This is a genomic window from Vibrio sinus (genome assembly GCF_023634645.1).
Classification (GTDB): Bacteria; Pseudomonadota; Gammaproteobacteria; order Enterobacterales; family Vibrionaceae; genus Vibrio; species Vibrio sinus.
Genome location: NZ_JAMKMR010000007.1, coordinates 165,283 through 188,655, shown reverse-complemented (window position 1 = coordinate 188,655; position 23,373 = coordinate 165,283). Strand labels below are relative to the sequence as shown.

25 protein-coding genes are annotated in these 23,373 nt (G+C 43.0%); 13 read left to right on the top strand and 12 right to left on the bottom strand.

Annotated elements, in window-relative coordinates; genetic code table 11:
- Positions 1 to 117 precede the first annotated feature (117 nt).
- Together M9194_RS09930 and M9194_RS09925 are read left to right on the top strand one after the other, a co-directional pair.
- Complete coding sequence (locus M9194_RS09930) at positions 118 to 1,551, top strand: multicopper oxidase family protein (RefSeq protein WP_250612478.1); 1,434 nt, start codon at positions 118 to 120, stop codon at positions 1,549 to 1,551.
- A gap of 143 nt (positions 1,552 to 1,694) precedes the next feature.
- A complete protein-coding gene (locus tag M9194_RS09925; protein WP_250612477.1) occupies positions 1,695 to 3,803 on the top strand; it encodes an EAL domain-containing protein in 2,109 nt (702 codons plus the stop codon).
- Positions 3,804 to 3,850: 47 nt separating this feature from the next.
- Here M9194_RS09925 and M9194_RS09920 read toward each other — a convergent pair whose 3' ends face one another.
- Entirely contained in the window at positions 3,851 to 4,864 is a 1,014-nt protein-coding gene (locus M9194_RS09920; RefSeq protein ID WP_250612476.1) for an NADH:flavin oxidoreductase, read from the bottom strand.
- Positions 4,865 to 4,968: 104 nt separating this feature from the next.
- Here M9194_RS09920 and M9194_RS09915 point away from each other — a divergent pair, with 104 nt between their 5' ends.
- Entirely contained in the window at positions 4,969 to 5,829 is an 861-nt protein-coding gene (locus tag M9194_RS09915; RefSeq protein ID WP_250612475.1) for a LysR family transcriptional regulator, read from the top strand.
- A 38-nt stretch (positions 5,830 to 5,867) separates the two neighbouring features.
- On the opposite strand, the gene M9194_RS09910 is transcribed toward M9194_RS09915, so the two are convergent.
- A complete protein-coding gene (locus M9194_RS09910) occupies positions 5,868 to 6,224 on the bottom strand; it encodes a hypothetical protein (RefSeq protein ID WP_250612474.1) in 357 nt (118 codons plus the stop codon).
- A 104-nt stretch (positions 6,225 to 6,328) separates the two neighbouring features.
- Here M9194_RS09910 and M9194_RS09905 point away from each other — a divergent pair, with 104 nt between their 5' ends.
- The 6 genes from M9194_RS09905 (at position 6,329) to M9194_RS09880 (ending at position 9,673) form a co-directional block, all read left to right on the top strand.
- Positions 6,329 to 6,721 carry a response regulator gene (locus M9194_RS09905; RefSeq protein WP_250612473.1) on the top strand — a complete coding sequence of 131 codons (393 nt, stop codon included), beginning with the start codon at positions 6,329 to 6,331 and terminating at the stop codon, positions 6,719 to 6,721.
- A gap of 41 nt (positions 6,722 to 6,762) precedes the next feature.
- Positions 6,763 to 7,374: a hypothetical protein gene (locus M9194_RS09900; RefSeq protein ID WP_250612472.1), complete on the top strand. Its 612-nt coding sequence runs from the start codon at positions 6,763 to 6,765 to the stop codon at positions 7,372 to 7,374.
- A gap of 161 nt (positions 7,375 to 7,535) precedes the next feature.
- Positions 7,536 to 7,844, top strand: a complete 309-nt coding sequence (locus M9194_RS09895; protein ID WP_250612471.1) for a DUF1496 domain-containing protein — start codon at positions 7,536 to 7,538, stop codon at positions 7,842 to 7,844.
- Complete coding sequence (locus M9194_RS09890) at positions 7,841 to 8,242, top strand: DUF2127 domain-containing protein (protein ID WP_250612470.1); 402 nt, start codon at positions 7,841 to 7,843, stop codon at positions 8,240 to 8,242. The genes M9194_RS09895 and M9194_RS09890 overlap by 4 nt, the downstream gene beginning before the upstream one ends.
- A gap of 94 nt (positions 8,243 to 8,336) precedes the next feature.
- The gene (locus M9194_RS09885) at positions 8,337 to 8,723 is read left to right on the top strand and encodes a hypothetical protein (RefSeq protein WP_250612469.1); all 387 of its coding nucleotides are present in this window, start codon (positions 8,337 to 8,339) and stop codon (positions 8,721 to 8,723) included.
- Complete coding sequence (locus M9194_RS09880) at positions 8,720 to 9,673, top strand: LysR family transcriptional regulator (protein ID WP_250612468.1); 954 nt, start codon at positions 8,720 to 8,722, stop codon at positions 9,671 to 9,673. Before M9194_RS09885 ends, M9194_RS09880 begins: the two co-directional genes overlap by 4 nt.
- A 14-nt stretch (positions 9,674 to 9,687) precedes the next feature.
- Here the strand turns inward: M9194_RS09880 and M9194_RS09875 are convergent, their stop codons facing one another.
- Together M9194_RS09875 and M9194_RS09870 are read right to left on the bottom strand one after the other, a co-directional pair.
- Positions 9,688 to 10,527 carry a helix-turn-helix transcriptional regulator gene (locus tag M9194_RS09875; RefSeq protein ID WP_250612467.1) on the bottom strand — a complete coding sequence of 280 codons (840 nt, stop codon included), beginning with the start codon at positions 10,525 to 10,527 and terminating at the stop codon, positions 9,688 to 9,690.
- Between the two features lie 242 nt (positions 10,528 to 10,769).
- Positions 10,770 to 11,354 (bottom strand): hypothetical protein, encoded by a 585-nt coding sequence (locus tag M9194_RS09870; protein ID WP_250612466.1) that lies wholly within the window; start codon positions 11,352 to 11,354, stop codon positions 10,770 to 10,772.
- 174 nt (positions 11,355 to 11,528) lie between these two features.
- On the opposite strand from M9194_RS09870, the gene M9194_RS09865 reads away from it, so the two are divergent.
- Positions 11,529 to 12,917, top strand: coding sequence for an MFS transporter (locus tag M9194_RS09865; protein ID WP_250612465.1), 1,389 nt, complete (start codon positions 11,529 to 11,531; stop codon positions 12,915 to 12,917).
- A gap of 58 nt (positions 12,918 to 12,975) precedes the next feature.
- On the opposite strand, the gene M9194_RS09860 is transcribed toward M9194_RS09865, so the two are convergent.
- Positions 12,976 to 13,506, bottom strand: a complete 531-nt coding sequence (locus M9194_RS09860; RefSeq protein ID WP_250612464.1) for a putative antibiotic biosynthesis monooxygenase — start codon at positions 13,504 to 13,506, stop codon at positions 12,976 to 12,978.
- 269 nt (positions 13,507 to 13,775) lie between these two features.
- Here M9194_RS09860 and M9194_RS09855 point away from each other — a divergent pair, with 269 nt between their 5' ends.
- Positions 13,776 to 14,240 carry a hypothetical protein gene (locus M9194_RS09855; protein WP_250612463.1) on the top strand — a complete coding sequence of 155 codons (465 nt, stop codon included), beginning with the start codon at positions 13,776 to 13,778 and terminating at the stop codon, positions 14,238 to 14,240.
- Between the two features lie 4 nt (positions 14,241 to 14,244).
- Here the strand turns inward: M9194_RS09855 and M9194_RS09850 are convergent, their stop codons facing one another.
- The 3 genes from M9194_RS09850 to M9194_RS09840 all read right to left on the bottom strand — a co-directional run bounded on the left by M9194_RS09850 (position 14,245) and on the right by M9194_RS09840 (position 17,219).
- Positions 14,245 to 14,817 carry a phosphatase PAP2 family protein gene (locus tag M9194_RS09850; RefSeq protein WP_250612462.1) on the bottom strand — a complete coding sequence of 191 codons (573 nt, stop codon included), beginning with the start codon at positions 14,815 to 14,817 and terminating at the stop codon, positions 14,245 to 14,247.
- 330 nt (positions 14,818 to 15,147) lie between these two features.
- Complete coding sequence (locus M9194_RS09845) at positions 15,148 to 16,200, bottom strand: FAD-dependent oxidoreductase (RefSeq protein WP_250612461.1); 1,053 nt, start codon at positions 16,198 to 16,200, stop codon at positions 15,148 to 15,150.
- A 239-nt stretch (positions 16,201 to 16,439) separates the two neighbouring features.
- Positions 16,440 to 17,219, bottom strand: a complete 780-nt coding sequence (locus M9194_RS09840) for an AraC family transcriptional regulator (RefSeq protein ID WP_348772046.1) — start codon at positions 17,217 to 17,219, stop codon at positions 16,440 to 16,442.
- A 183-nt stretch (positions 17,220 to 17,402) separates the two neighbouring features.
- On the opposite strand from M9194_RS09840, the gene M9194_RS09835 reads away from it, so the two are divergent.
- Positions 17,403 to 18,221: a sulfite exporter TauE/SafE family protein gene (locus M9194_RS09835; protein ID WP_250612459.1), complete on the top strand. Its 819-nt coding sequence runs from the start codon at positions 17,403 to 17,405 to the stop codon at positions 18,219 to 18,221.
- A gap of 10 nt (positions 18,222 to 18,231) precedes the next feature.
- Here the strand turns inward: M9194_RS09835 and M9194_RS09830 are convergent, their stop codons facing one another.
- From M9194_RS09830 to M9194_RS09820, 3 genes are read right to left on the bottom strand one after another with little or no spacing between them, the layout of a single operon-like run.
- A complete protein-coding gene (locus M9194_RS09830) occupies positions 18,232 to 20,688 on the bottom strand; it encodes a TcfC E-set like domain-containing protein (protein WP_250612458.1) in 2,457 nt (818 codons plus the stop codon).
- A 30-nt stretch (positions 20,689 to 20,718) separates the two neighbouring features.
- A complete protein-coding gene (locus M9194_RS09825) occupies positions 20,719 to 21,435 on the bottom strand; it encodes a fimbrial biogenesis chaperone (RefSeq protein WP_250612457.1) in 717 nt (238 codons plus the stop codon).
- Between the two features lie 47 nt (positions 21,436 to 21,482).
- Positions 21,483 to 22,028 (bottom strand): hypothetical protein, encoded by a 546-nt coding sequence (locus M9194_RS09820; RefSeq protein WP_250612456.1) that lies wholly within the window; start codon positions 22,026 to 22,028, stop codon positions 21,483 to 21,485.
- 498 nt (positions 22,029 to 22,526) lie between these two features.
- Here M9194_RS09820 and M9194_RS09815 point away from each other — a divergent pair, with 498 nt between their 5' ends.
- The gene (locus M9194_RS09815; RefSeq protein WP_250612514.1) at positions 22,527 to 22,919 is read left to right on the top strand and encodes a GFA family protein; all 393 of its coding nucleotides are present in this window, start codon (positions 22,527 to 22,529) and stop codon (positions 22,917 to 22,919) included.
- Between the two features lie 30 nt (positions 22,920 to 22,949).
- Here M9194_RS09815 and M9194_RS09810 read toward each other — a convergent pair whose 3' ends face one another.
- Positions 22,950 to 23,357 carry a GFA family protein gene (locus tag M9194_RS09810; RefSeq protein ID WP_250612455.1) on the bottom strand — a complete coding sequence of 136 codons (408 nt, stop codon included), beginning with the start codon at positions 23,355 to 23,357 and terminating at the stop codon, positions 22,950 to 22,952.
- Positions 23,358 to 23,373: the final 16 nt, after the last annotated feature.

The window sequence follows — 23,373 nt, the reverse complement described above, 5'->3', positions numbered from 1 at the left end:
AAGAACAAATAGAGCTATAAAACAAAAATTTTGGTCAATTTTTTAAATTAAACCATTGACCTTACAGTAAGGGTAAGGATTACCTTGTAGTCACTCACACAGAAACGAGAAAAAATTATGATGACTAAGTCTAAAACCTTCAAAATGCTTGCCACCGCTGGTTTAGCGATACTACCCCTGTATTCCGTATCCAGTTACGCAGCACAAGCCCCGATTACGCTGACGGTACACAACACTCAGCTCAATATTGATGGACACAATGAAACCGTCTATCAAATTACCAATAGTGCAGGGGGGAATGGCTTTACTGGTCGTGAAGGTGAAAACTTCAACGCGATAGTGAAAAACGACACCGATAAACCCATCACCCTACACTGGCATGGCTTAGTCGACCCGAACAAAGAAGATGGCGTTCCTGATGTCACCCAATTGCCGATTCCCCCACATGGGCAGCAGCATTATGACTTTAAGCTCAATCAAACTGGCACGTATTGGATGCACTCCCATGTCGGCTTTGAAGAAGCCAGATTGATGGCGGCACCCTTTATCATCTATCCAAAATCTGGCCCGGAAGCGAACGTGAAAAACGTCACCATGATGGTGCAGGATTTTAATTACGCCAGCCCTAATAGCATTTGGAAAGCATTGACCAAGCCCAATGAATCCAAGCTGAAAATTAACGGCAACGAAATTAACGATGTGCCACCGAATGTACTGCTCGCCAATCGCCATACACTGAAAAAACCAGAAATCGTTCGTGTTAAAGTGGGTGAAAAGGTGAGGTTAAGATTCATTAATGGTTCAACCGATACCAACGTGTACTTAAACATGGGTAAACTGGATAACACCTTGATTGCGGTGGATGGCCAAGGTGTCAAACCCGTCAACGGTAATAATTACCAAGTCGCGATAGCTCAACGCAGTGATGTCCTCTTTACCGTACCACACAAAGGGGCATTCCCCATCATCGCTGAAGGGGAAGGCACCAAGCTAAGAACGGGCATTATTTTGGCCACTGAAGGGGCGAAAATTCCTAACATCTCAGAAAAAGTTAACACCGAGTACCCAGCGTACAACTACAAACAGTTGCTACAGTTGCATGCGAAAACACCGCTAGCTAAACGTAAGGTCGACGAGCACTACACGCTGAACCTAACGGGCGATATGACCAAATACGCATGGGAAATCAACGGTAAGACTTGGCCTAACACACCACCGCTATGGGTGAGCAAAGGCGAGCGCGTAGAAGTCACGCTGAACAATGAATCCATGATGCCGCACCCTATGCACTTACACGGCACCGATTTCCAAATTGTCTCACTAAATGGCAAAGCTATCGATGGTCCAATGCGTGATACGGTCAATGTGCTACCACACTCCAAAGTCACCATCGCGTTTGATGCTGATAACCCGGGTGTATGGGCCTTCCACTGCCACATCTTATGGCACGCTGATGCAGGCATGATGACCACAGTACGTTACAGAGACTACCCAGCGCCTCAGTACTACTTGAACCTGACTCATCAACCCGCCACGGCACCAAAAGCTTAGACATCAACCAATTCAGGGCGACCATCGGTCGCCCTAATCATTTGAGTAGTTTGTTGGTTTTAAAGGATTGAACTACTATTGAAGAACATGACTATTGATAAGCAACTCATTACATAAAGGGAATTAAGTTTGGGGAATGCTTAATGAAAACTCTAATAATCGATGACTCTAAGGCCATACTAACCATCTTGTCTGATTGGTTTAAAGAACGAAACTACGAAGTATTGACGGCGACATCAGGTATACAAGGCTTAAAATTATTTGCCCAACACGACCTAGACATGGTGGTATTGGATGTAGAAATGCCCGGTATGAATGGCTTTCAAGTTGCCCATGTCATACGCAATGTAGAAGAGCAATGGACACCCATTATTTTTATGAGTGGTGCTGGCAAAGAAAGCTACTATAAAAAAGGCATAGATGCCGGAGGGGACTTCTATTTCACCAAGCCTTTAAATCTCACCATGTTTGATGCGTTTATCTCTGGTGTCGAACGAATGTATTGCATGCGTAAAGAACTGCTAAAAAGTAATACTGAGCTCACCTCACTACTGGAAAACACTCATGATGGGATTGTTTCTTTTGATAAGCAAGGTCAGGTTCTAAAGATCAATAAATCATGTGAAAGGATATTATCCTCAACGGACTTTAGCTCCGCCGTCAATATACTCGAGATACTAAAACCCATGTATGGAGAAGCCCATACATTGAATTCGCTTGATCTAACAAACGGTAGTATAGAAAACAAAGAGGCCGTCTATCGATATGATGATCACTTAGGTACATCAAAGCTTATCGAGATGTCTGTGACCAGTTATATGTGTGATGGAAAATTGTTTTATACCGGCATTGTTCGGGATATTACAGAGCGCAAGATCACTGAGAAGAAACTAAAATACCTTGCTCAATACGATACCTTAACAGGATTACCCAATCGTGCTTTGTTTTCCGACCGTTTAGAGCAATCTTTGCTCCGTGCACAACGAGCGGCCACACTGGTATCCTTACTATTCATTGATCTAGACAAATTCAAAGTAATAAATGACACGCTCGGACACAACGTTGGAGACAAATTGCTTTATCTGGTTTCTGAGAGAATCAAGAACAATATAAGAAAGTGTGACACCGCAGCCCGGCTAGGTGGTGACGAGTTTGTGGTCATTATTGACGATTTTACTGAAGTAAGAAACTTAATTACCGTCTCTGAAAAGTTACTCGCCTGTTTTGAGGCCCCTTTCTTGATTGAGAGTCACGAACTGTTTGTCACCATTAGTATGGGCGTTGCCGTCACTAGTGAATATTGTACCGACAGCGAAACACTGATCAAGCATGCTGACTTAGCCATGTACCGCGCAAAAGAAAATGGTCGAAATCAGCTACAGTTTTTCACCGACAAACTGAATTCGAAAAACTTGTATCGAATGGAGCTATCAAATGAGCTGCATCACGCGGTTAAAAAGTCAGAGCTTTCCATTCATTATCAGCCGCAACTCAACTTAACAACCAAAGAAATCATCGGTGCCGAAGCCCTACTGCGCTGGAATAACCCTCAAGCTGGGCTGGTATCTCCGGGCGAATTTATTCCTTTACTGGAAGAAAATGGGCTTATCATCCCTGTGACCGAATGGCTGATTCACGAATCCTTCCATCAATGGAAAAGCTGGGAAAGACAAGGCATTGTTTCTCATTGTGCATCTTTGTCCATCAATATATCGGCCAAGCATTTCGTCAACCACTCTTTGGTGAATATCCTCTCAAACGCGCTGAAGCATTTTAACCTAATACCGCAAAACTTAGTCATCGAGATCACCGAGTCGGCGATGATGGCGAATAAGGCGTTATCCCGCTCTGTTCTCAACAAAATCAGCAATATGGGCGTGACAATAGCATTAGACGACTTTGGCACTGGATTCTCGTCGTTAAGTTATCTGTCTCAATTCCCAATTGATCATATAAAAATAGACAAGTCTTTTGTCGATAAAATTAATAATAAACAAGAGGATAGAGAGCTAATCTTAGCAATTATCAATATGGCGAGATGCTTGAACATGAAGGTCATTGCAGAAGGCGTTGACTCAAAAGAAAAGCTCGATTTTCTGCAAAATAGTCAATGCGATTATTACCAAGGCTTTTTGTTTTCTAAGGCCCTTTCCGTACCTGATTTTAAAGAGCGCCTCGCAAAGTATTGCCAAAATGGCTTTGTTTCCATTGACAATGTACAGATTGAAGAAAAACTAAAAAAGACGCTTTGAGCAAAGAGCGTCTTTAATTTGGTACAACAATAGTGCTCAACAGAGTATCAAGCGGTTTGAGTATCCTTCACCTTATCTTGCTGTATCACTCGCTGTTTAAACGTTGAGGGATCACGTAGAATCGCCCTGCCCACCGCGACAAGATCCAACCATTGATCGCTTAAAGCTTGTTCGATGTATTCCGGGCTTTCAATGCCACCCACTCCGATAACAGGTACCGCTAGTCCCGCACTTTTTAGATAGGCAGATTCCGCAACCAAATACCCTTCACCACGCCTATCTTTAGGACGATTCCAACCACCGATACCCGAAGAGACATCAATCACGTCGACACCAGCCCCGATAAACCACTGGCAGATTTGCACCATATCCTGTTGCGTTAGACCTTCAGGGTATAGATCTTGCCCGGGAATCCGTACCATTACGGAAAGATGAGTACGTTGCTTAATTTCCTCAATGATCTCCACGATAAGGCGTGCACGATTTTCATTGCTGCCACCATATCTATCCTGCCGCTGATTGGTAATGGGCGACAACACTTGGTTTAAACCATAACCGTGAGCGCAATGAAGTTCTACGAAGTCAAACCCGGCCGCCTCGACTCGCACCGCTGCTTGAACAAAAGCTCTTTTCCAGCTCAGCATATCTTCTAGGTCCATTGAGCGCGGCTCTGGTAGCGTTCTATCATACGCAGGCACCGTAATGCCCGATGGCGCCATCAAATCAGGGCATACATCTAACTGAGCTTTACCTCCACAGTGCGTCAGCTGAAACCCAGCTTTCGCTCCACTTGCATGTATAACTGTCGCTATTTTTCGCATTCCTTGAATACATCGATCATCGTGCGCCCCAAGTTGATTTGGTTCACTGCGACCAGAGGGAGCAACAAAACTGTACTCCACCATCACTAACCCCGCGCCAGATTGCGCGAGTCGATCATAGTGTGTGAGAGTTTGTTCAGTAACAAAGCCTTGAGTGGATGCCGTTTGAGATGCCATAGGAGGCACAACTATACGATTGGCAAGTTGAAATTGGCCGGCACGAATTGGAGAGAGTCGCATATTCATTTACCCATAGGTATCTTTTCGAAGGGGGTTAGTCTATGTTAGACAGTATATAATTTTAAGAAACATATTTTCCACATCTGTTTCCAAATAGGCAACACATGAAAATCAACGATCTGGCAATATTCGTAGAAGTGGCTAAAGCTCAGAGCCTTAGGCAGGCCGCTAGGCAACTTGGCATCCATCCTGGGACCTTATCTAAAACCATAAAACGCATTGAGGAACACTATCAGCATGAAATGTTCAGCCGTATCGGTGGCAACTGGGCATTAACCTCTGCCGGAGAGACCCTGTTTCAACGGGCTATTGAACTCATAGAAGTCAATGAAAAAATAGAACGTGAATTAGGCAAACCTCGTAGGCCACACCTAAGAGTCAGTGGTCCTAATGCCGTCCTTAGCTATTTTTTACCCGGCCTCATGCACCAATTTATCGCAGCACAGCCACAAGCGACGATAGAGACAAAAACAGCACATGATTTGTCTATGTTGCTTAAACACGACGTTGATTTAGCGCTCATTTGCCAACTTAACGATCAGCCACCTTCCGAGCGACAAATCGTTGCGAAAAAACTAAGGAAAGTCACTTTTGTTACCGCCGCGAACCTTAATCACCCACTTGTTAGCCGATCTGGCCAAGTAACCCCTATTGAACAAGTTCTACAGCATCCTTTTATCGTTCCTTCTCAACCTTTTTATGGAAAAATGGAAGAGCAGCGCAGCCCAGATGGCTGGCATGATGAACATTTTAGTCGGTTAATTTCAGCAAGAGTGGATAATACGGCAGCGCTAATTGCCTTGATAAATGCTCGCCCGTTACTCGCGTACCTTCCCGATTACATCGCGCACGAACACAAGCTGCATGTCATCAAAACGTCGGGTTGCCCTTATACTTGTGAACAATCTCTTTGGCTATGCCAGCACAAGCAAAGGCAACATTATTGGATGCAAATATTTGATTAAGCTGAATATACCCAAGTTACTGGGTATAAGAATATGTATTATACTGGTACTTCACTGCCAACTTCTCGTATCGAGTCGACATCTCTCAGCTCATCATTCAAATAGCTGACTAATTCCATTAGAATATCTTCAATACTCCGCCCTTGAATATTCACAGGCTTAGTGACGATATATCTTTCTAAATTCAACTTAAAAGGCAATCTTTGATTAAAGTGGGAGTCTAGCACTTCACTTAATAATTTATTGGATAAGCAAATCTCCGGGACGACTTTAACAGTCAACTGCTCTCCTGCCACTTCAAAAGCTATTGCCTCTGCTTTTTTGGAATTGATCAACCAACCAATATGGGCATAAATTTGTGGTAAATCAATATCATCAAGAGTTACTACTAACATTACATTTCTACCTAGCTTTACTTTTTTCTAATTCACTCTAAAAAGTAGTCTATATTTAAACTAATAACAAATTTGTTTCATATCAGTTGCTAGGTAGAATAATTATGATGAAACATAAAATACTCGTCATTGATGACTCAATGCTGTGCTTGAGCCTCATAAAGACTTTGATAAAAGAAAGCTATTTTTATCACTCTGTCGACCTAACCCTGTGCGACAATGCCTCGATCGCGATAGACAAGTTGTCCAAGCATACCTACGACATCGTGGTAACCGACATTGTCATGCCAGAGTTTAATGGTTATGAGCTCATTACCCATATAAAGCAGAACTATCAAGTCCCTGTTATCGCGATTTCATCCGGATACGGTGAACGAGATCCTGCACTCGTTTTAGAAGCAGCCAAAGAGTTTGGTGCAGACGATACCTTGTATAAATTTGATCTGAAAAACGACCTAGTCAATGTGCTAAGTCTGTATATCAAGCAAGCTGCTTGAGCTTCATTGACGAGGCCGTTCGTCACCGAAAGGAAAGAAGAATGCAATCAAGGAGTTCACGGGCATTATTTATTGGTTATGTAATTTGCATGACCACAGTGCTAATCATCATATTGGCGGTTAGGTTGTGGCCAGATGTGCGTGAGCGCAACGAAACACGGCAAAATCAGCCTTTTCACAGCATAGATACCATCAGCCAGATCATTAACATTCCAATTGCCGCTCCCATTATCGTTAATGTGCCAAATAGCTCTACACAAGTTCACTTGAATCAAATTGAGCCTATCACCAACGACATTGTGGGTCAGTACAACAATGGAGAAGAAGTAGGCGTAATTAAAATGGATGTGAAAAAGCTCACCAAGCTTGAGCAGTTTAACAATCACGCTTACACCAGTATCTTAGTTCACTCCACCGGAACGAAAGAAAATAATGTATACCTAGCGAGCTTTCACCATAATGCACTCACCCAATCTCTTGACTTAGTGGATATCGAATTTTTGGGAAGTAATGTTCAGATACATCATGTTATAGCGAAAGGTAATATTATCCGTACACAACTTAGTATTCCCTATACAAAACAAAAACAATCATTAATGGTTTCAGCCAATAACCGTCTCGGATTAGAGTTAGTCAACCGCCGAAAATATTAGACTAGCCACACCTTCCACCATTACATAAATAATATTTCGTACTGTAAATTCAAATTATAATAAGTATCCACTACGGGGGAAATTCATACCAATACCTCTATATTCACTACCCATGTTTTGAGTTCCGTTTCCAGACTGAATACTATTTGTGGGGAATAAGTATGAAAATTTCTATAATCATGATTTCTGGCATTCTCGCTGCCTCTCTACCAAATGTTTCATTTGCTAGGCCAGACGTACCCTTATCTGGAAATGGCATCTGCTTCTATAAAAGCCAGGTTTATAGCCCTGGTAGCGTGATTGAGGTATCGGGGAAATCATTAATCTGCTCCGAGATTCGAAACAGTCACTTATCGAGCAAGTCGAATTATTCTGCCAACCTAGCGGGCAGCTATTCAGGAAAACTGAGTAACCATAGTGTGCTAACTCACTACGGGTGGAGGGAAAAAGGGTGGAGGGAAAAAGTGTGAACACTAAACCCAAGCCACCCGAATTAATTTTCATATCCATTTTGGGCCTATTCTCAGGCGGAACAGGGATTATTATTACAGCCTTGGCTAACCTTGTCATGGGATCACAGCAAATGCTTGTCGATCAGAGAACGGGAGCCTGTATACTCATGCTGGTTAGTCTCACCCTTGTGTTATCTGCACGTGGCCTATGGTTAATGAAGCGCTGGGGCAAAAACCTGACCATCGGTCTGTACCTATTTATGATACCCTACAGCCTGATTTCCATACATATACATCATCCGAGTACTGCTCTATCCCTTGCTTTTGAGCAGGCATTAAACTTGGTGGGCATTGTTATCTCATTGTTTGTTATACAATACTTGTGGAAGCCTCAAGTCAGTCAGCTATTTCATTAATCCATAACATGTCAATTACGTGAATTATGCAATTTGTGTTGACAGTTCTAACATCTAAAGTACTAACCTGTATAATCGGTAAAAAATAGCGACAATGAAAATTAGACATGAAAGCCATGGTAGTCAAAGCGTTACTATGGAAGGCAACGCAATCATTCACTACCCTAAAGGGCAGTTTAATAAAGCAGGCGTAATGCACCAAGTGGATCTGGTGCTCGAACTCATAGAGACGAATAAAAAGCCACACTGGTACTATATTGAGGCTCCATCTAAAGATGCGCACATGACAGATGAAGCATTAACAATGTTAGGCTTGTGCTACCAAGAGCTAGCGAAAATTGGCTGCCACGGCGTAGTGTTAGTGCAAACCAGTGCGCTTCAAGTAATGTATGTCTCAAAAGCTTGCCAACATTCTGGCCTTTCATTTTTGGCTAGTACTTCGACAGTGGAAGAAGCTTTAGAGTTAGTGAACAAGCGATGAACAAACAAAATATTATGAGCATTAATGGAAGTGCGATTGAATACTTTATTAATGTGTACGAACTGAAAAGCATCACAGAAGCGGCCAAGGTTTCTGGCACGACACAATCCAGCGTAACCAAAATCATGAAAGGTCTGGAAGCGAAACTTGATGTAGTGCTGTTTGATAGAAGTACACGAAACCTAGCACCAACCCAAGCTGCGGATTATCTTTATGCTAAGTTTCAGGACTTGTACAGAGAGTTCCTGTCTTTAGAAAGACTGACCCAAAAAGTCCACGATGGAAATTATGGTGCACTGAGCATAGGGATCGGAAAGCTAGTCTCGCCCATCATCAGTCAAGCACTTTGTATAGGCCTGCCAGTTAACAACGAAAACAATGATGACGTCAAGGTGAGTATTATTTCCGGCACCTTCATGAATTTAAATAGAAAGTTGCTTCAAGGCGAAATCGATTTTTTCATTTCTCAGTCGGAACTGCTACCCAATATTCCAGAATTAGATCTTCTTGCAAAAACACCTTTCTTAAGCTTAGAAACAGCGTGCATTAAATCCCCAGCAATCCACAAACAAGACGACATTACCAACTACAAATGGGCATTCCCTCAATTCGATACTCACCATATCGCATCACGTCTTAACAACCCATTAATTCAAGAGTTTTACCAAAGAGTCAAAGCAAAGGGAAATATCGCCTATCAAGTAGATAGCAACGAAGTGCGGGTACAAATTGCCGAATCTGGACAAGCTGCGACCTTAGTGCCTTTGTTTATGGTGGAAGAAAAAATCCACGCAGGGCAACTAGAGCGTATTTCTTCCAACGTCGATTTTTTTGATTTTTCCATCTACCATTTAGCCAGTAGACCGCTCAACGACTCGATACGAAAACTGATAAAAACATTAAAATCCAGCCTAATTCAAGATTTCCATTTTAGTGATATTAGGACGTAGTTTGCGTCATTGGACTACAATAAGCCTTGCTCTTTTAGATACTTATTCGCTTCAATCGTGTAGTGCAGTTTTAAAATGCCTTCAAGTTGAGACTTAGTATCCACTTCAAACTTTCGTTTCAGCTCAGATATGGCTGACTCTACCGTTCGTGTCGAGCGGTTGGTAATTTTAGATATGGTCTTTGCTTCCATTTCTAGGGCGACCAACTTAACGTAATCGAGCTGTATAGAAGTTAAGTCATAACGACTTTTTAGCGAATCAAAAGGGGAGAATGATTGACCATCTTCCCGATTAGATTTATTGCCTTTTATTAGGTCAGATAAGAAAAATAACTCAAGCTTATCCTGATCAAAATATTTGTAGAAGTACAAACAAAGGCTATGAAGTAAATGGTAATAAGAGCCCAGAGATTTACTCTCATCTTTTTCAAATAAAAAATAAAATGAATCTTTGCTTCGGCCAAGCTCAAAATCTAGGGCAATACACGTCACTTCATTATCAATATTTAGTGTTTGTTTATAAAAGGCTTTTATTTCTTGGTTATGTAATGGAGTTAAGCTATAGATTGGCTTAACCACAGATAAATTTAACGTTTCTTCTTTTTTGAAGAGTCCAAGTTTATATAAGCCAAACAGTATCTCAGGCCTTAACGAGACACATGACAACTCAGACCTATCATTGATTCTTGAAAAGGTAAAATTGATAAGGTTTAGGTCTGGAGAAATCACCCGAATAATTTTTTCGATGGATTCCGTACATTTTGATATTTTTTCTGAATGGCGCTTTAAAATGGGCAGTTCCGCTTGGTACTCACTTTCATCACTTGCTAGAAGAATTCGCTCAACAACAGACATAAACTAACCTATTTACTCAATCTACCTATACAGCTTCAAGGCTTGAAGCGAGGGGAATTTTATTTTCGTGCACTAGTGGAGTCAACAATCACTTTTTCATATATACATTCCATATTGGAATGTATATATACCCAAGTTACTTCAAGATGCAGGATTCAGAGCGATGTTAGTGGCCCAATTTAAGGAAAAGGTCTGCAGGAATGGCCATCCATTTCAAAGGCCTTTGACGCGAAAGTGGGCCATTAGCCACAGGAGGCAGTCTGGTCGATTAAAATCGTTTTACTTGCTCTCTGCTCGCTCTGTGTTTTTCCATCATATTGGCAATAACTTGGCCACCCCTTTGCCCCCTGACGCAGCGGCACACTATGCGCAACGCCACAAGAAGAATACCCTGAAAAAGGCAAAGTATATTGCTGCTTATCGGATGGCGATAATGTCACCATAAGCTCGTTAATTTGAACTCGGCTATCACACGCTCCTGCCCCGTGAACTTTAAACCACACTAAGCTCTCAAGGAGTTGAGTGTTTCCTTTGGCTGATGGCAGTAAATAATAATCGCGCTTCTTTGGTATAGTCGGCTGAGGATTTTGCCTCATCACCACTTTGTTATTGCCTTCGACGATAGGCGACACGTGAACCGCCTGATTTAACATCAAGCAAGCATGATTGGAGGTATTAAATACGCCATATATATCATCCGTCTGCGACATACCGGGAGTAACCAATGCTAAGTGCCGAATTTGAAGGTGTTCAGGATTGCAGTACGGCGCGTCTTGCGCATTCGCGAAAAAAGGAATAGAAAACAGTAACAATGGAATTAACTTCATTATCTGCCCTTGGTTAGAAACATAAAATTCACACAAATCAACGCATTTATATAATCAAATAGGCTATACAGATCACGTTTTTAGCGATTATAATACACCCCTCTCCTACCTAGGTCTGTTTACAGTCCGATATTTCATCATCTTGTTAAATTAATTTGTTTTAGAGGTTAGGCTATGGGCAAAGTGAATCCATCACTTAACATCCCTAGTATTCTCGGTATTTGCTTGGGGATCGTGGCGATAAGTATCTATTACCCACTCATGAATGTGTCTCTACCTACGATAACCAAAGAGCTGCATGCCAAGCTGATTGAAGCTCAGTGGATCGTCAATATTTTTGGTATTGTTGGCTGTGCGTTTTTGGTGACATTTGGACGACTCGCTGACATTTTTGGCCGAAAGAAAATCTTTGTATTTGGTTTAGCATGCACCAGCTTAGCGATGATTGGTGACGCGTTGAGTCAAAGTATTGGGGTGATCATCGCTCTACAGTTTTTTACCGGGCTGGGCAATGCGATTATGCTGTCTGCTTCGCAGGCCATGATGTCTCTTGAGTTCCCAGAGCATCAAAGAGGAAAAGCCGTTGGTCTTTGGGCGATGGTGATAGGGATTTCGTTAGCGATGGGACCGATTGTGGGCGGAATGCTGGTTGGGTATTTAGGCTGGCGCTCGATTTACTGGTTTGTCTTAACTCTCGCCCTCATCTCAAGCTTCTTGGTGATAAAATTTGCTAGCGAATCCAAAAATGACCATGATGCTGCGCACCTAGATATCGCAGGAACCATTTTGGTGACACTCGCTCTTGGTAGTTTAGTCTTTGCTATTGTTGAATATGGCAGCTTGTCTATCCACTGGATCCTCACTTCACTGCTCGTCTGCGTTTTAAGTACATTAGCGTTAGTCAAAGTCGAAAAGCGAGCTGACATGCCAATTTTAAGAGCAGACTTACTCAAAAATCCTCTGTTTTTAAAGGCGTCAATTAACAGTAGCTTATTGATATTTTTTACTTGGAGTGTGTTTTTACTGGTTCCGCTATTTCTTGAGTCTGTTGCTCATTATTCAGTGGTTCAGGTGGGTTTGGTGATGATTTTCCTGCCACTACCCCAAGTGTTCTTGTCCTTGTTAGTCGGCAAACGCTATAACGTCCACCAAGCCAAATATTGGATTGCCTCAGGCTTTGTTTTTGCCGTAATGTCAGCTGCACTCTTGCTTGCCCTTGATGGTTCGGCAAACCCAATGATAGTCATCGCCTCGATGGCGAGCTTTGGCATCGCGACATCGCTAGTTTGGGGGCCGACAACAACGGTGGCTGTGTCCACCTTGTCTGTTCAACAAGCGGGAATTGCGACAGGCACGTATTCGTCGATCCAAGAACTCGGTGGCAACTTAGGGGCCGCATTTGGGTTATTGCTGGCTCGTTCCGCGCAAGGTGGTTTTTTGGTGGGTTTTCATCACGCAGCATGGCTTCTGATCATTTTGATGGCGCTGGGCATCTTCGTTGCACTAAGCATGAAAACGGATCATATTTCAGAAAAGAACAAAACGCCTGCTATGGCGCACTAAGTGTGCCCTCTTAGTATGGAGTGCATTAGCGTTCGTGCACTCAAATTATGGCAATTATTCAGCGCCGAACTTTGTAGTACAAGAAAAACAGAATCGGCATAATCACATAGTTCATCAAAACAACGGTTATGATTAAGGATAGAATAGTAATCGCAATGCTAGGCAGTTGCTCGATTTTCGCCAACCAACCGGGAATGAAATAAACAGGAAGAAACAGACCGATAAAAGTGAGTAGCATTAACTCGATTTTGGTAGGATCTTTTTTGCCAATCGTTTTATTGTGGTAGACAGACTCTAGCCCATAATGATGAGTGTATTGACTGTCCTCTTCAACGATATCAACTTTTTCTTCCATCAGCTTAGTACGCTGCTCTGAAGCCATCCAGCGTTCGAGATTATCAAGGGTTGAGAATCGATAAATGCACGTGTACTCATTTTCTCTTGTGTGCAACGTTTCGGTCCCCAAATAACCTTCAAAGTTTCCGCATACCGCCTTCACTTTGTCTAACCACTCAAAGAATTTCGAGTGGTTATCTTGAATCACTTTGTGGCCAACAATAATAACCACTTCTTGATTTTCACTATCCATCACTTGCTACCGGTTCTAGTGTTTATACCTCAAGTCATTCTTAGTATAAGAGGCTGGAGAGATTTCTACCGCATGTACCAACCCAATACATTCTATATTAAATATTTTAGACGCGATCTGTCGTATCTAACGTTTTTTACGCTGCCTTCGCGTACTTCTGCGACAGGCTTCTTGTAGGATTCACAGTGCTAATGCAAAAATGCACAAGCGTATTTCTTCGATTGAAGTTATATTGAACGACATCGTTTATATCGTTGGAGAGGCAAAAGATGGCACAACTCAGTTTAAAAAACTTGATGAATCTACCCGAGCTTCATATCGCAATATTTGCCTTCTTGCTCAATTTTATCTGGGAGCTATTCCAAATGCCGTTATTCGGCGACTTCTCTCACGTGCCGTATTACAATGTCATTCTTCATTGCACAAGAGCCACTTTGGGCGATGTTGTTATTTCTCTGATCGCCTTTTGGGGGGCATGCTTGTTATCTCGGTCCCGAGATTGGGTCATAACAGGAAATAAATTCAGTATCACCTATTTCCTTGTTATTGGGATAGCCATTACGCTTGCGTTTGAACTCTTGGCAACCGGACCTTTGAATCGCTGGCATTATGGAGAACTGATGCCCATCATACCTTGGTTTGGCATAGGGCTGTCTCCAGTCGCTCAATGGTTTTTGCTGCCTGTTCTGCAACTATGGTTTGTAAAAAGGCAAATCTTGGGGGGCATGCAATAACACATCACCAATTCATCGCTACCATCACACCCGCCTCTCTTCGACTCGCCCAAGGTATGACTTGCAATTGGTAGCGAGAAGGCGTGGTAAACGTCCAACCAGCGACAGTACCGACCAGCGCACCTAATGCCGCATCTTCCCAGTAGTGCCTATCGGCTTTCACTCTGCCGACACCAACTAAGGTGGCAACACTGTAAGCGGGAATCGCAACCTGCCAACCATAACGAATACTTAGTGTTGTCGCCGCGCCAAAGGCGGTCGAGGTATGGTTGGAAATAAAGCTCTTTCGATCCGAGCCGTCTGGCCGAGTTTTGTTCACCGCCGCTTTACCTAATATCGCAATTCCAGAAGCGGTGACAATACTAACACTGGCTTGCTGAAGCCCCAGCCAGTCTCCATTGAAGGTAGGAACAGCCAAAGCTGCCACCACAAGGCCCGTCGAGCCAATATCACTGACTTCTCCCCAATCGTCAGTACTGGTGGCGTTAGAGAACGGTGCAACCGCCATCAAACACAACACACCGAGCCACCCAAAACGAATTTGCCTATACGCCTTCATATACATCCCTTTAGACATCTCATTCTCTTGACGACCAAGCCCAGAGCTACATTCTGAACTGAGTTATATAAACGTCCACTGGTTGAATGATTCCTTGCTTCAATTAGTAGAAGTAACTCATAGTTAATTTCTAATAACTTATTGAGATAATTTCAATTTTTTCAGCTCTAAAGTGAGAGTTGCCCAAGCTTAAACTGTGTAAAACCCTTATTTGACTTGAAAGCGGGAGGTAGTCACTGATTTAACTGCAGATGGTATGGAAAAGAAAAATACCCAAGTTGCTTCAACCGACAGGGTTGGAAACAAACTTGGGTATACAGTCCTAAGCCTTGTATTTAAGGCAAAGCCCTAAGGGTACTTCAACCAAATTGGTAACACTTTTTGCATGCCTTTCATGAACTTCCACAGCCCAATATCAAACTCAGAATCACCGAGTGGCGTTCTAATTTTTAGTGGGTAGGCAAGACCTGCGCCAAAGACTCCAGGAGCAATAATTCCGGTGAAACAATCATACTGATTGGCATCGATAGCGGAAAAACTTGGGCTACGGCGCTCAAACCCTGTCGCATAAATGACCTTGCTGCATTCAGGCAAAAAGCGCTGAATATTTTGCTCGTTGGATACATGGCGAACGATGTGATCTGGGCAATTGTGACATAAGGTATCTATCGCCCAACGAGCAGTATCGGCTTTTAAGCCGGTATTGTCATACAGCGTCCAGCCCTCCATAGGAACAGCAAAACGCAAGCTATTACGATAAAAATTATCGATGCGTTGAACACCAAGCTCATGTAATTGGCGAATAATGATAATGGCTGAATGCGAAGAGCCGAACACTGCTACCCTATCATTACCATCCACAGCCTGAGCAAGTTTGGCGGGTGACAATGCGGTTTCTAAATCGATTCGTTGTGGCGCAGAAGGAAAGTCTAGGTACTTGGGGTTCGCACCAGTGCACAGCACAATTTTTTTCGCAGCGATGCTTGCGCCATCTTTCATCGCGATAATGTTGGTGTGTCCCTTGTTTTCTATCTGCTCCACCCAGCCCTGATGTATATTGACTTTTAATCTAAGCTGATTGGTTAACCAAGTCAGTGGTTCTGCTATCTCTCCCAATAAACAAATAGAGTCTAGAGATTTATCAAACACGGGGAAATGCTGTTTCTGGAGAAGGTTGCGAAAGGTTTTTAACGCATTAAAATAATTTAAAAAGTCGCGCACCTTAGTATTACCACTGACTTCCCCCCAAAGCCGACCAAAATCTCCTGATTGGAAATAAGGATCAACCCAAATGATTTCGGAAGGAGCAATACCATTTTCTAAAAGATTTCCAACCACCGCGACCCCAGCAGGTCCAGCGCCTAGAACCAGCCACTGGTAAGGATTCGATGCTACTGACATAACTTGCTCCTATGACAAGGTAAAAACTCATCAGACATGATGGATTACATCGGTAATCCAATGGGAAAAGCATTTTTAGACAAAAGCTTAATGCTGATATTTTTTATATTTCACCGTCAATCATACGATGTTTTTTTCACATGTGTAGCCACAAAAATAAAAACAAATTATTCACATTTTAACTATCAAGGAAATATTTACTCTTTAAAATTTGTTTTATGAAAAGCATCAAAACCATATTAATGCCGTTTCACTTGGAATATTTTTCTATATTCTCGGGGGGTATTACCTTTCAAAGACAAAAACGTTCTATTGAAGTGACTCATATTGGCAAAGCCACTTAGCTCTGCAATCAGCGCAATGGGCTTCACTGTCGAAACGAGCAGCTCACATGCATAGCCAATACGTAGCTGCCATAAAAACTCCGTCACTGACTTACCATAATAATTGCTCATCAGTCTTTTCAGCGTCGAGACGCTAACATGGCTTTGAGTGGCAATCTCCTCCATTGATACCTTCTCCCGATAGTGGGCCAGCATATATTGAACGGCCTCAACCAACCTTGGATCTAAACTCCGGCTCACATCCTCAACAGGCCCAACAGCCGAAAGGTTGCGCATGCTAGCCAGTTGATTAATCACAAAAAACAATCGGTCGCTCCAATCTGGATGATCATTCAGGTCTTGAAAAGCGTGCAATAGGCGTTCACTGAGTTCAGCGCTCGCTTGGTATGTCTGTTTGATATTGTGGATAAATTGCGGTGCGGCTGGATATTGAAACTTAGAAAATGATTGCAGCCAGTTCACATCCAAGTCCAGCTCATAGCCAATGAACTTGTCACCATCAGAGGACATATAATGAGGTACGCCTGGTGGAATCACGAATAAACACGAGTCTGATAATGGCAGCGTATCCTCTCCCACGTAAAGTCGTCCGCTATTACAGCGCTCTATCAGGATAATTTGATACTCAGGGTGGCAATGCCATTTGAATTTATGCTTCACGTATGAGCGACGAATGCAGCGCCATGCGCTATCAGCAGGCAGTGTCGCGATGGTTTGACTTTTTTTGATATGACAGACCCACGAATAATAAGCTTCATGAGCTAATAGTATCGGTAATTCGCCTCATTCTACAACTTACGCGTGATTTTCTGGTTAAAAATAGTGTTGTTTGTTAGATACTATGAGGTTGTGATAACCATGTTCACGATACTATTTCTGTTTTTAATCATTGGGCTCATTTGCGGTATTTTCTCTGGCATGTTGGGCTTAGGCGGCGCACTTATCGCTGTCCCCATGATGTTATGGATATTGCCTTTACTGCATATTCCTTCAGCCACTTTGGCTCACATCGCCTTTGGCACCAGCTTGAGTATTGTCTGCTTAAATGGCTTGAGCGCCTCATACCACCATATTAGAAATGGCAGCCTAAATTGGAGAATCAGCACTCTGCTAGCTCCGGGCATCGGCCTCGGCGCTTTACTTGGCAGCGCATTAGGTAGCCAACTCAATAAGACATTCCTTACCCTTTTCCTTGCCGCTGTCATTGTTGTCATTCTAGTCCGATCATTTCGAACGGCGTCAACAAAAACGGCAGCTCACATGACCAGCCACGCGAGGATGCCAAATAAATTTGTGGCTGGTCCTTTTTCTGTTCTTGCTGGTCTTTCTGGTTCTTTGAACGGCGGAGGATGCGCCACCTATATCAACCCTTATTTGAAACATCATGGTTATAAAATGGACACCTGTTCGGCACAATCGTCTTTACTGTCTTCCATTGTGGCATTTATTGGTGCCGTCACTTACATCGTGGCAGGATTAGGTGCACCAAGCCTGCCCACTGGCAGCGTCGGTTTTATCTATCTTCCTGGGGCATTAGTCGCTGTTGTTGCAGGCTTTCCAGCCACTCGTTTGGGAAATTGGCTGCGCCAATCAATGTCAGATTCGTTCGCCTATTCCATCTTTCTAACGATTCTGGCGATATCCTTAGTCACGACTTTGTCGTCATTAATATTTTAATATATGGCTTTCATTGGACCGGATAACACACTAGAGAATCAACGTACGCCACATCATCTTCTGGCTTGATCGCATCAGTATTCACTTGGCAATGCTGGCCATGGCTGCCAACCAAGGTTAATGAATGCCCTGCTAGCATATCCACTTGTGAAAAGCCCTCTTCATCGGTTTGCGCGAATTCCGCACCCCCTTCAATATCTGCATTTTTGATAGGGGTACCGGATGGCGAGATAAACTGGCTGATGAGCAGGTAGGACGATTGAGCATCCCAATCGAGATCTTGAACATTGCCTTCGTGCAAAGTCACGATACGTTTTGAATCCAACACCCTTAAATCATGGCTTCGACTCGAAATCGCAATGTCGTAAGTTTGAAAGCTAGGTAAAGATAAGAAGTAGCTCTTGTTGCCCTCGATGGTCATTGCTGTGCGTCCATTGACAAGCACGTCGTATTGGCCCGTTTTCGGGGAATAGACGTGCAACATAACACCACTATCACTTTCTTGACCTGAAAAAGCGCCATGATGCTCTGCTGTGTAAACATGGCTAGTAAAACCTTTGAGGTTATACAAGGTGCTTGTCTTATTATCACGTCGATTAACGGTCGTTTGAGCATTGAAATTCGTCGACGGTGTTTCCGATGAAATAAATTGCGAGAGATAGTGGGATTTAGAACTCGCATTCAGCTCTGATAAAGAATAATTACTCGAGTTACCTATATTAACGTGCTTGCCCGCTTCAATACCCATACCTAAAGTATTATCGGTTTGATTTGCCGTTTTATCGTCCACTCGTTCGGCATAAGAAGTAATGGCATAGTCAAATCCACCATCACTGTTGTCAAAATTCAAAGTAAAGGTAAGAAACAAGTTATTCTCACCTTGGTTAACGCTTGTGCTTAGATCCACATCTAATAACGTTCGGTCACTGATGTGGAATTTATGATCGACGCTAAATGAATAAAAGTGCGTAGTTTGTTGATTCTCCAGCCCATAGCCTAGACCGAAGTCCAACATGGTATCGGATATTTGGTAGCTAAAATCGGTGCTGATTCGGCTGCTAGAATCCAAGCTATCGGAGACATATTCGTTGACATGCTGGCTATCGGAGTTCTCATTCGCCCATATCCTTCTGTAAATGGTGCTAACACTTACATCATGGATATAGCCGCTTATCGCCAAACCGATCCCATAATCACCAAAGTTACTCGCCGCAGATGAGGCAATAATGGACACTTGTGGTAGCTGACTAATGAACTCGATTTCACCAATAAACTCATTGTTGCCAAGCAAGACTGCGTGTTCAGCAACGCCAAAAAAGTCATGAATTCTTTGCTCCGCCGATACATTAATGCTGTCCACGCTGCGAATATGGGGAAACGTCTCTGTGTTATCTATATCGGCGACTTTTCCATAGCTGATATAAAAGTTCGGTAGACTATACAACGGAAGCGCATCGGTTTTCACAAAATACGCAGTGCGACTGGAAGTCTGCCCGTTAATGGAAATGGTCTTCAGGGTAATGCTGTATGTCCCGGTAGGAAGCAAACTGGTATCGAGGTAGTGATTGCCTTGTGTGTAATACTGGGTTGTGACAAGACGGTTGTCTTTATAGATTTCAATATAACTTGGAGAGACAAGAGACACTTCAATCGGGGTCGCTATCTGAGACTGGTAATCACTCATCAGATCCGTTTTCGTGGAGACACTGACACCTAACACCTTGTACTGGGGGATAATGAGCGTACTTTGGGTATCTTGGAGCCCCATTTGAGTCATATATTGTTGCTTTCGATAACTGGCATTTAAGTTTTGCACTGAATAATAGTGAGTACTCTCGGTGTCGTTGCTCGTACCAGAAAAACTGTCCTCCAAGTTCATATCCCAGTTGCCATACCCCACACGAGCATGATGGGAAAGAATGTAATCGGTACTGGCTCTGTTTCCTCCCGTCATATTGCCGTTGAGCTGATTAATGGCGCTCAACCCCGCTGTCGAGTCGGCGAGATAGTTTGCGGTGTCAGAACTTTTCTTGAGTAACTCAGGATTGATAAAAAGGCTGACCTTATAACTGTCGCGGTAGAGTATCACCGATAAGGTCTTTGGCATGATATAGCCACAGTGTTCACCTTGGGTACAAGCTAGGGCGGTATTTGCATTTAGCGTCTCAGATAACCGTCGATTGATAAGGGGTAAGTACTCTTTTTTTATCACCCCTTTCAGCTTATTAAACAGTTCACTGCGCTCTTGAAAGGTAAGCGTTTCACTGTTGAAACTGGCCAAGTAACTGCCCAAATCCTGCTGGCCAAAGTAGACATCAACAATCGTGGTTTCGTCATCGCTTATGTTCTCAAACCCCTCTGGGATGTCGGCATTTGCGTAAGCCTTATACCCAAAGGTAAAACAAGATAGCAAGACTACAAAAATGAAATAGAAAGCGTAACGCTTTCTATTTTTTGACACTTTCACGATGAATCAGTTAGTTGTTGCAGAGCATAATTAGCTTAATTCGATGACCACATCGTCAACTTTATTGGCGATTTTCTTCTCAAGCTTAATGTACTTTGAGTCCTCTGGGGCCACTAAACTGTCTTTGGTGTTGGGAAACAGAGTGACAGGTCCAATAGGTTTACACTGGTCATCTGAGGTGCAAGCTTGTATGCCAACAAGGCTAATGCTGGTGTTTCCGTTATTGGTGAACAGTACCTCTCTGTTGTGGTTATGACTCGTCACTTGATAATCTAAATGAGGCTTTAATACGTCTGGCCTGATATAGACTCTAACGACACGTAGGATTGAGCCTTGAACGCTTACTCCCAAACCTCCTTGTGCCGCCGCTGACGACTTACTTTTGTTCGGAACCACTTGATCGATAACGATATCGATCACCCTATCTGCCTTAATGTTTTTAGTTAGGTTTGTGATTCGCAACCTTTTACTTTGGTTAGGCTTTAAAATCATTTTTCGCGGCGACACAATCACTTTGTAAGATGGCTTAAGCGTATCTTTTTGTGACTGCTCACTTTGCGGTTTGTCCGAGTCGTACACAAAAATACCTATGTACGCTTTCGTATCTCCCGAGTTCTTAACCGTAACAAATTCATTGCGTTGACCCTGACTAAACTCCACTACGGGAGCACTCACACCAATCAAGGCCTTCGCAAAGGTGAAAGGTGCAAATAGCAATAACATGACCGCGACAATTGTTTTTTGCATTTATAAACCTACTACATTATTGGCAATAAATAGGGCGAACTATCCTGTTAAGTTGATGAGGTCGCCAAGTTTAATCTGGCTCTGTATGTCCCAGCTTTGGCTGCTTTCAAGTCCGTGGCAGGAATGGTGAGCTTAATTTGCTCAGCAAATCCTCGGCAGCTTGTATGATCTTTACCACCCTTAGCCGTCACAATGGTAGCCCGGTTATACGGCATGTTGACGTTATTCACAGCGACTTGGTAGTTCACTTTCAGACCAGACACTTTCCCGGTACCCACCAACTTATACGAACCATCTCGACTCGACACCGTTAGAGGTAACTCTTTATTTTTGTGATTAGAATAAGAGCAAAATGTACCTAAGGTTACCGTCTTGTTCGAATTTCTAATGATGGCGTCTTGGATGTCGCTCGCACTAATGGTAAAGCTGTCGACCAGATTGAGATTATCAATCATGTTATGGCGATCAATGGTAAATTGACTTTGATCGGAACTAGATTGATTCTTAAGAGATTTGGCAAAAGCAACTCCGGCAGTCCCTGCGCCGACAAGTATTGCGATTGTTGAAACGAGTGTTGCATGTTTTACTTTCATATCACTAATTCCCTGTTCGAATAAGTCAGTCCATAATATCGTCACAGCACAGAAATTGGTAGATAACACGTTGAATTATTTATCAAACCCCAACATAGATCTTACTAATGTATACCCAAATTACTTCAAGATGCGAGTTTCAGCGAGATAGATAAGGCTTCAATGCTAGGCAGAGATATGAGGCATAGTTATTCTACGCCGAATATCTCTAACGACGCAGTGGAGCCTTATCTACTCGCCCTTTGGGAGCGGTGTGAGTGGCCCACTTTCGCGTCAAAGGCCTTTGAAATGGATGGCCATTCCTGCAGACCTTTTCCTTAAATCGGGCCACTCACATCGCTCTGAATCCTGCATCTTGAAGTAGTTTGGGTATAAAAGATTGGTTCTAAAGACCTGCATTATGAAAAGCATTTCATTTTAGATGGCTCCGGGTTAAGGTGAGCCCACTCAATTTTACTTACCACTGGTTAGCAGAGAACGGTTAGGGGGACAGTCATGATAAAAACAGTCGGACGTACGGAAATTAAGCCAATTCATAGAGCCAAATGCCATTGTGGTTCAGTTGTGTTAGAGCTTTCACTACCAAATGGCATAGAAAAACCTAGGAGGTGTGACTGTTCAATTTGTCGCAGAAAAGGAGCGATTGTCGCATCAGTAAAGTTAGATGGAATAAAAATAGTTCAAGGTGAGCAATTTCTAACCCTATATCAGTTTAATACCAACACCGCGAAGCACTATTTTTGCTCCAAGTGTGGCATCTACACACATCACCAGCGCCGCTCTGTTCCCAGTGAATACGGTTACAATGTAGGTTGTCTAGAAGACGTCAATCCATTTGACATCGAAAATGTGGTCACCAATGACGGAGTCAATCATCCGGCAGATAGGTGACACACTATATACCCATGTTACATCAATATGTTAAGGCTGTTTATCAAACGCCTGCACACCTTCAGGGATGGTAAACCAATCTTGCTTTTCACTCACCCAAACGTGCGCGGTTGGGTGAATGATACTGGTATCAGACAGATTAGCTGGCTTGAGCTTAATCATCCCTGGTTGGTCAGGGTCAAAATGATAGATTCGATTGCCGCAAGTTGGACAGAATTTGGCGCTGTTGGTGTTTCCACTATCAGCCACTCGGCTCCAGTCCGACATGTTTCCGCTAAACTCAACATCGTTAACATCAACCACAGCGGTGATACTGAATGCGCTCGTGGACAATTTCTGACATTCTTTACAGTGGCAGGCCACCACCATTTTCGGCTCTCGAAGCAGCTGGTAACTCACATTACCACACTGACATGAACCTTCTATTGGATAACTCATACGTCTATTTCCCTAA

Bases quoted from the DNA above. Each gene is read 5' to 3' on its own strand.
- M9194_RS09895 (WP_250612471.1), top strand. From the start codon at position 7,536: ATGAAAATTTCTATAATCATGATTTCTGGCATTCTCGCTGCCTCTCTA.
- M9194_RS09930 (WP_250612478.1), top strand. From the start codon at position 118: ATGATGACTAAGTCTAAAACCTTCAAAATGCTTGCCACCGCTGGTTTA.
- M9194_RS09880 (WP_250612468.1), top strand. From the start codon at position 8,720: ATGAACAAACAAAATATTATGAGCATTAATGGAAGTGCGATTGAATAC.
- M9194_RS09825 (WP_250612457.1), bottom strand. From the start codon at position 21,435: ATGCAAAAAACAATTGTCGCGGTCATGTTATTGCTATTTGCACCTTTC.
- M9194_RS09820 (WP_250612456.1), bottom strand. From the start codon at position 22,028: ATGAAAGTAAAACATGCAACACTCGTTTCAACAATCGCAATACTTGTC.
- M9194_RS09855 (WP_250612463.1), top strand. From the start codon at position 13,776: ATGGCACAACTCAGTTTAAAAAACTTGATGAATCTACCCGAGCTTCAT.
- M9194_RS09850 (WP_250612462.1), bottom strand. From the start codon at position 14,817: ATGTCTAAAGGGATGTATATGAAGGCGTATAGGCAAATTCGTTTTGGG.
- M9194_RS09845 (WP_250612461.1), bottom strand. From the start codon at position 16,200: ATGTCAGTAGCATCGAATCCTTACCAGTGGCTGGTTCTAGGCGCTGGA.
- M9194_RS09925 (WP_250612477.1), top strand. From the start codon at position 1,695: ATGAAAACTCTAATAATCGATGACTCTAAGGCCATACTAACCATCTTG.
- M9194_RS09905 (WP_250612473.1), top strand. From the start codon at position 6,329: ATGATGAAACATAAAATACTCGTCATTGATGACTCAATGCTGTGCTTG.
- M9194_RS09910 (WP_250612474.1), bottom strand. From the start codon at position 6,224: ATGTTAGTAGTAACTCTTGATGATATTGATTTACCACAAATTTATGCC.
- M9194_RS09810 (WP_250612455.1), bottom strand. From the start codon at position 23,357: ATGAGTTATCCAATAGAAGGTTCATGTCAGTGTGGTAATGTGAGTTAC.
- M9194_RS09900 (WP_250612472.1), top strand. From the start codon at position 6,763: ATGCAATCAAGGAGTTCACGGGCATTATTTATTGGTTATGTAATTTGC.
- M9194_RS09870 (WP_250612466.1), bottom strand. From the start codon at position 11,354: ATGAAGTTAATTCCATTGTTACTGTTTTCTATTCCTTTTTTCGCGAAT.
- M9194_RS09915 (WP_250612475.1), top strand. From the start codon at position 4,969: ATGAAAATCAACGATCTGGCAATATTCGTAGAAGTGGCTAAAGCTCAG.
- M9194_RS09920 (WP_250612476.1), bottom strand. From the start codon at position 4,864: ATGCGACTCTCTCCAATTCGTGCCGGCCAATTTCAACTTGCCAATCGT.
- M9194_RS09865 (WP_250612465.1), top strand. From the start codon at position 11,529: ATGGGCAAAGTGAATCCATCACTTAACATCCCTAGTATTCTCGGTATT.
- M9194_RS09835 (WP_250612459.1), top strand. From the start codon at position 17,403: ATGTTCACGATACTATTTCTGTTTTTAATCATTGGGCTCATTTGCGGT.
- M9194_RS09875 (WP_250612467.1), bottom strand. From the start codon at position 10,527: ATGTCTGTTGTTGAGCGAATTCTTCTAGCAAGTGATGAAAGTGAGTAC.
- M9194_RS09885 (WP_250612469.1), top strand. From the start codon at position 8,337: ATGAAAATTAGACATGAAAGCCATGGTAGTCAAAGCGTTACTATGGAA.
- M9194_RS09860 (WP_250612464.1), bottom strand. From the start codon at position 13,506: ATGGATAGTGAAAATCAAGAAGTGGTTATTATTGTTGGCCACAAAGTG.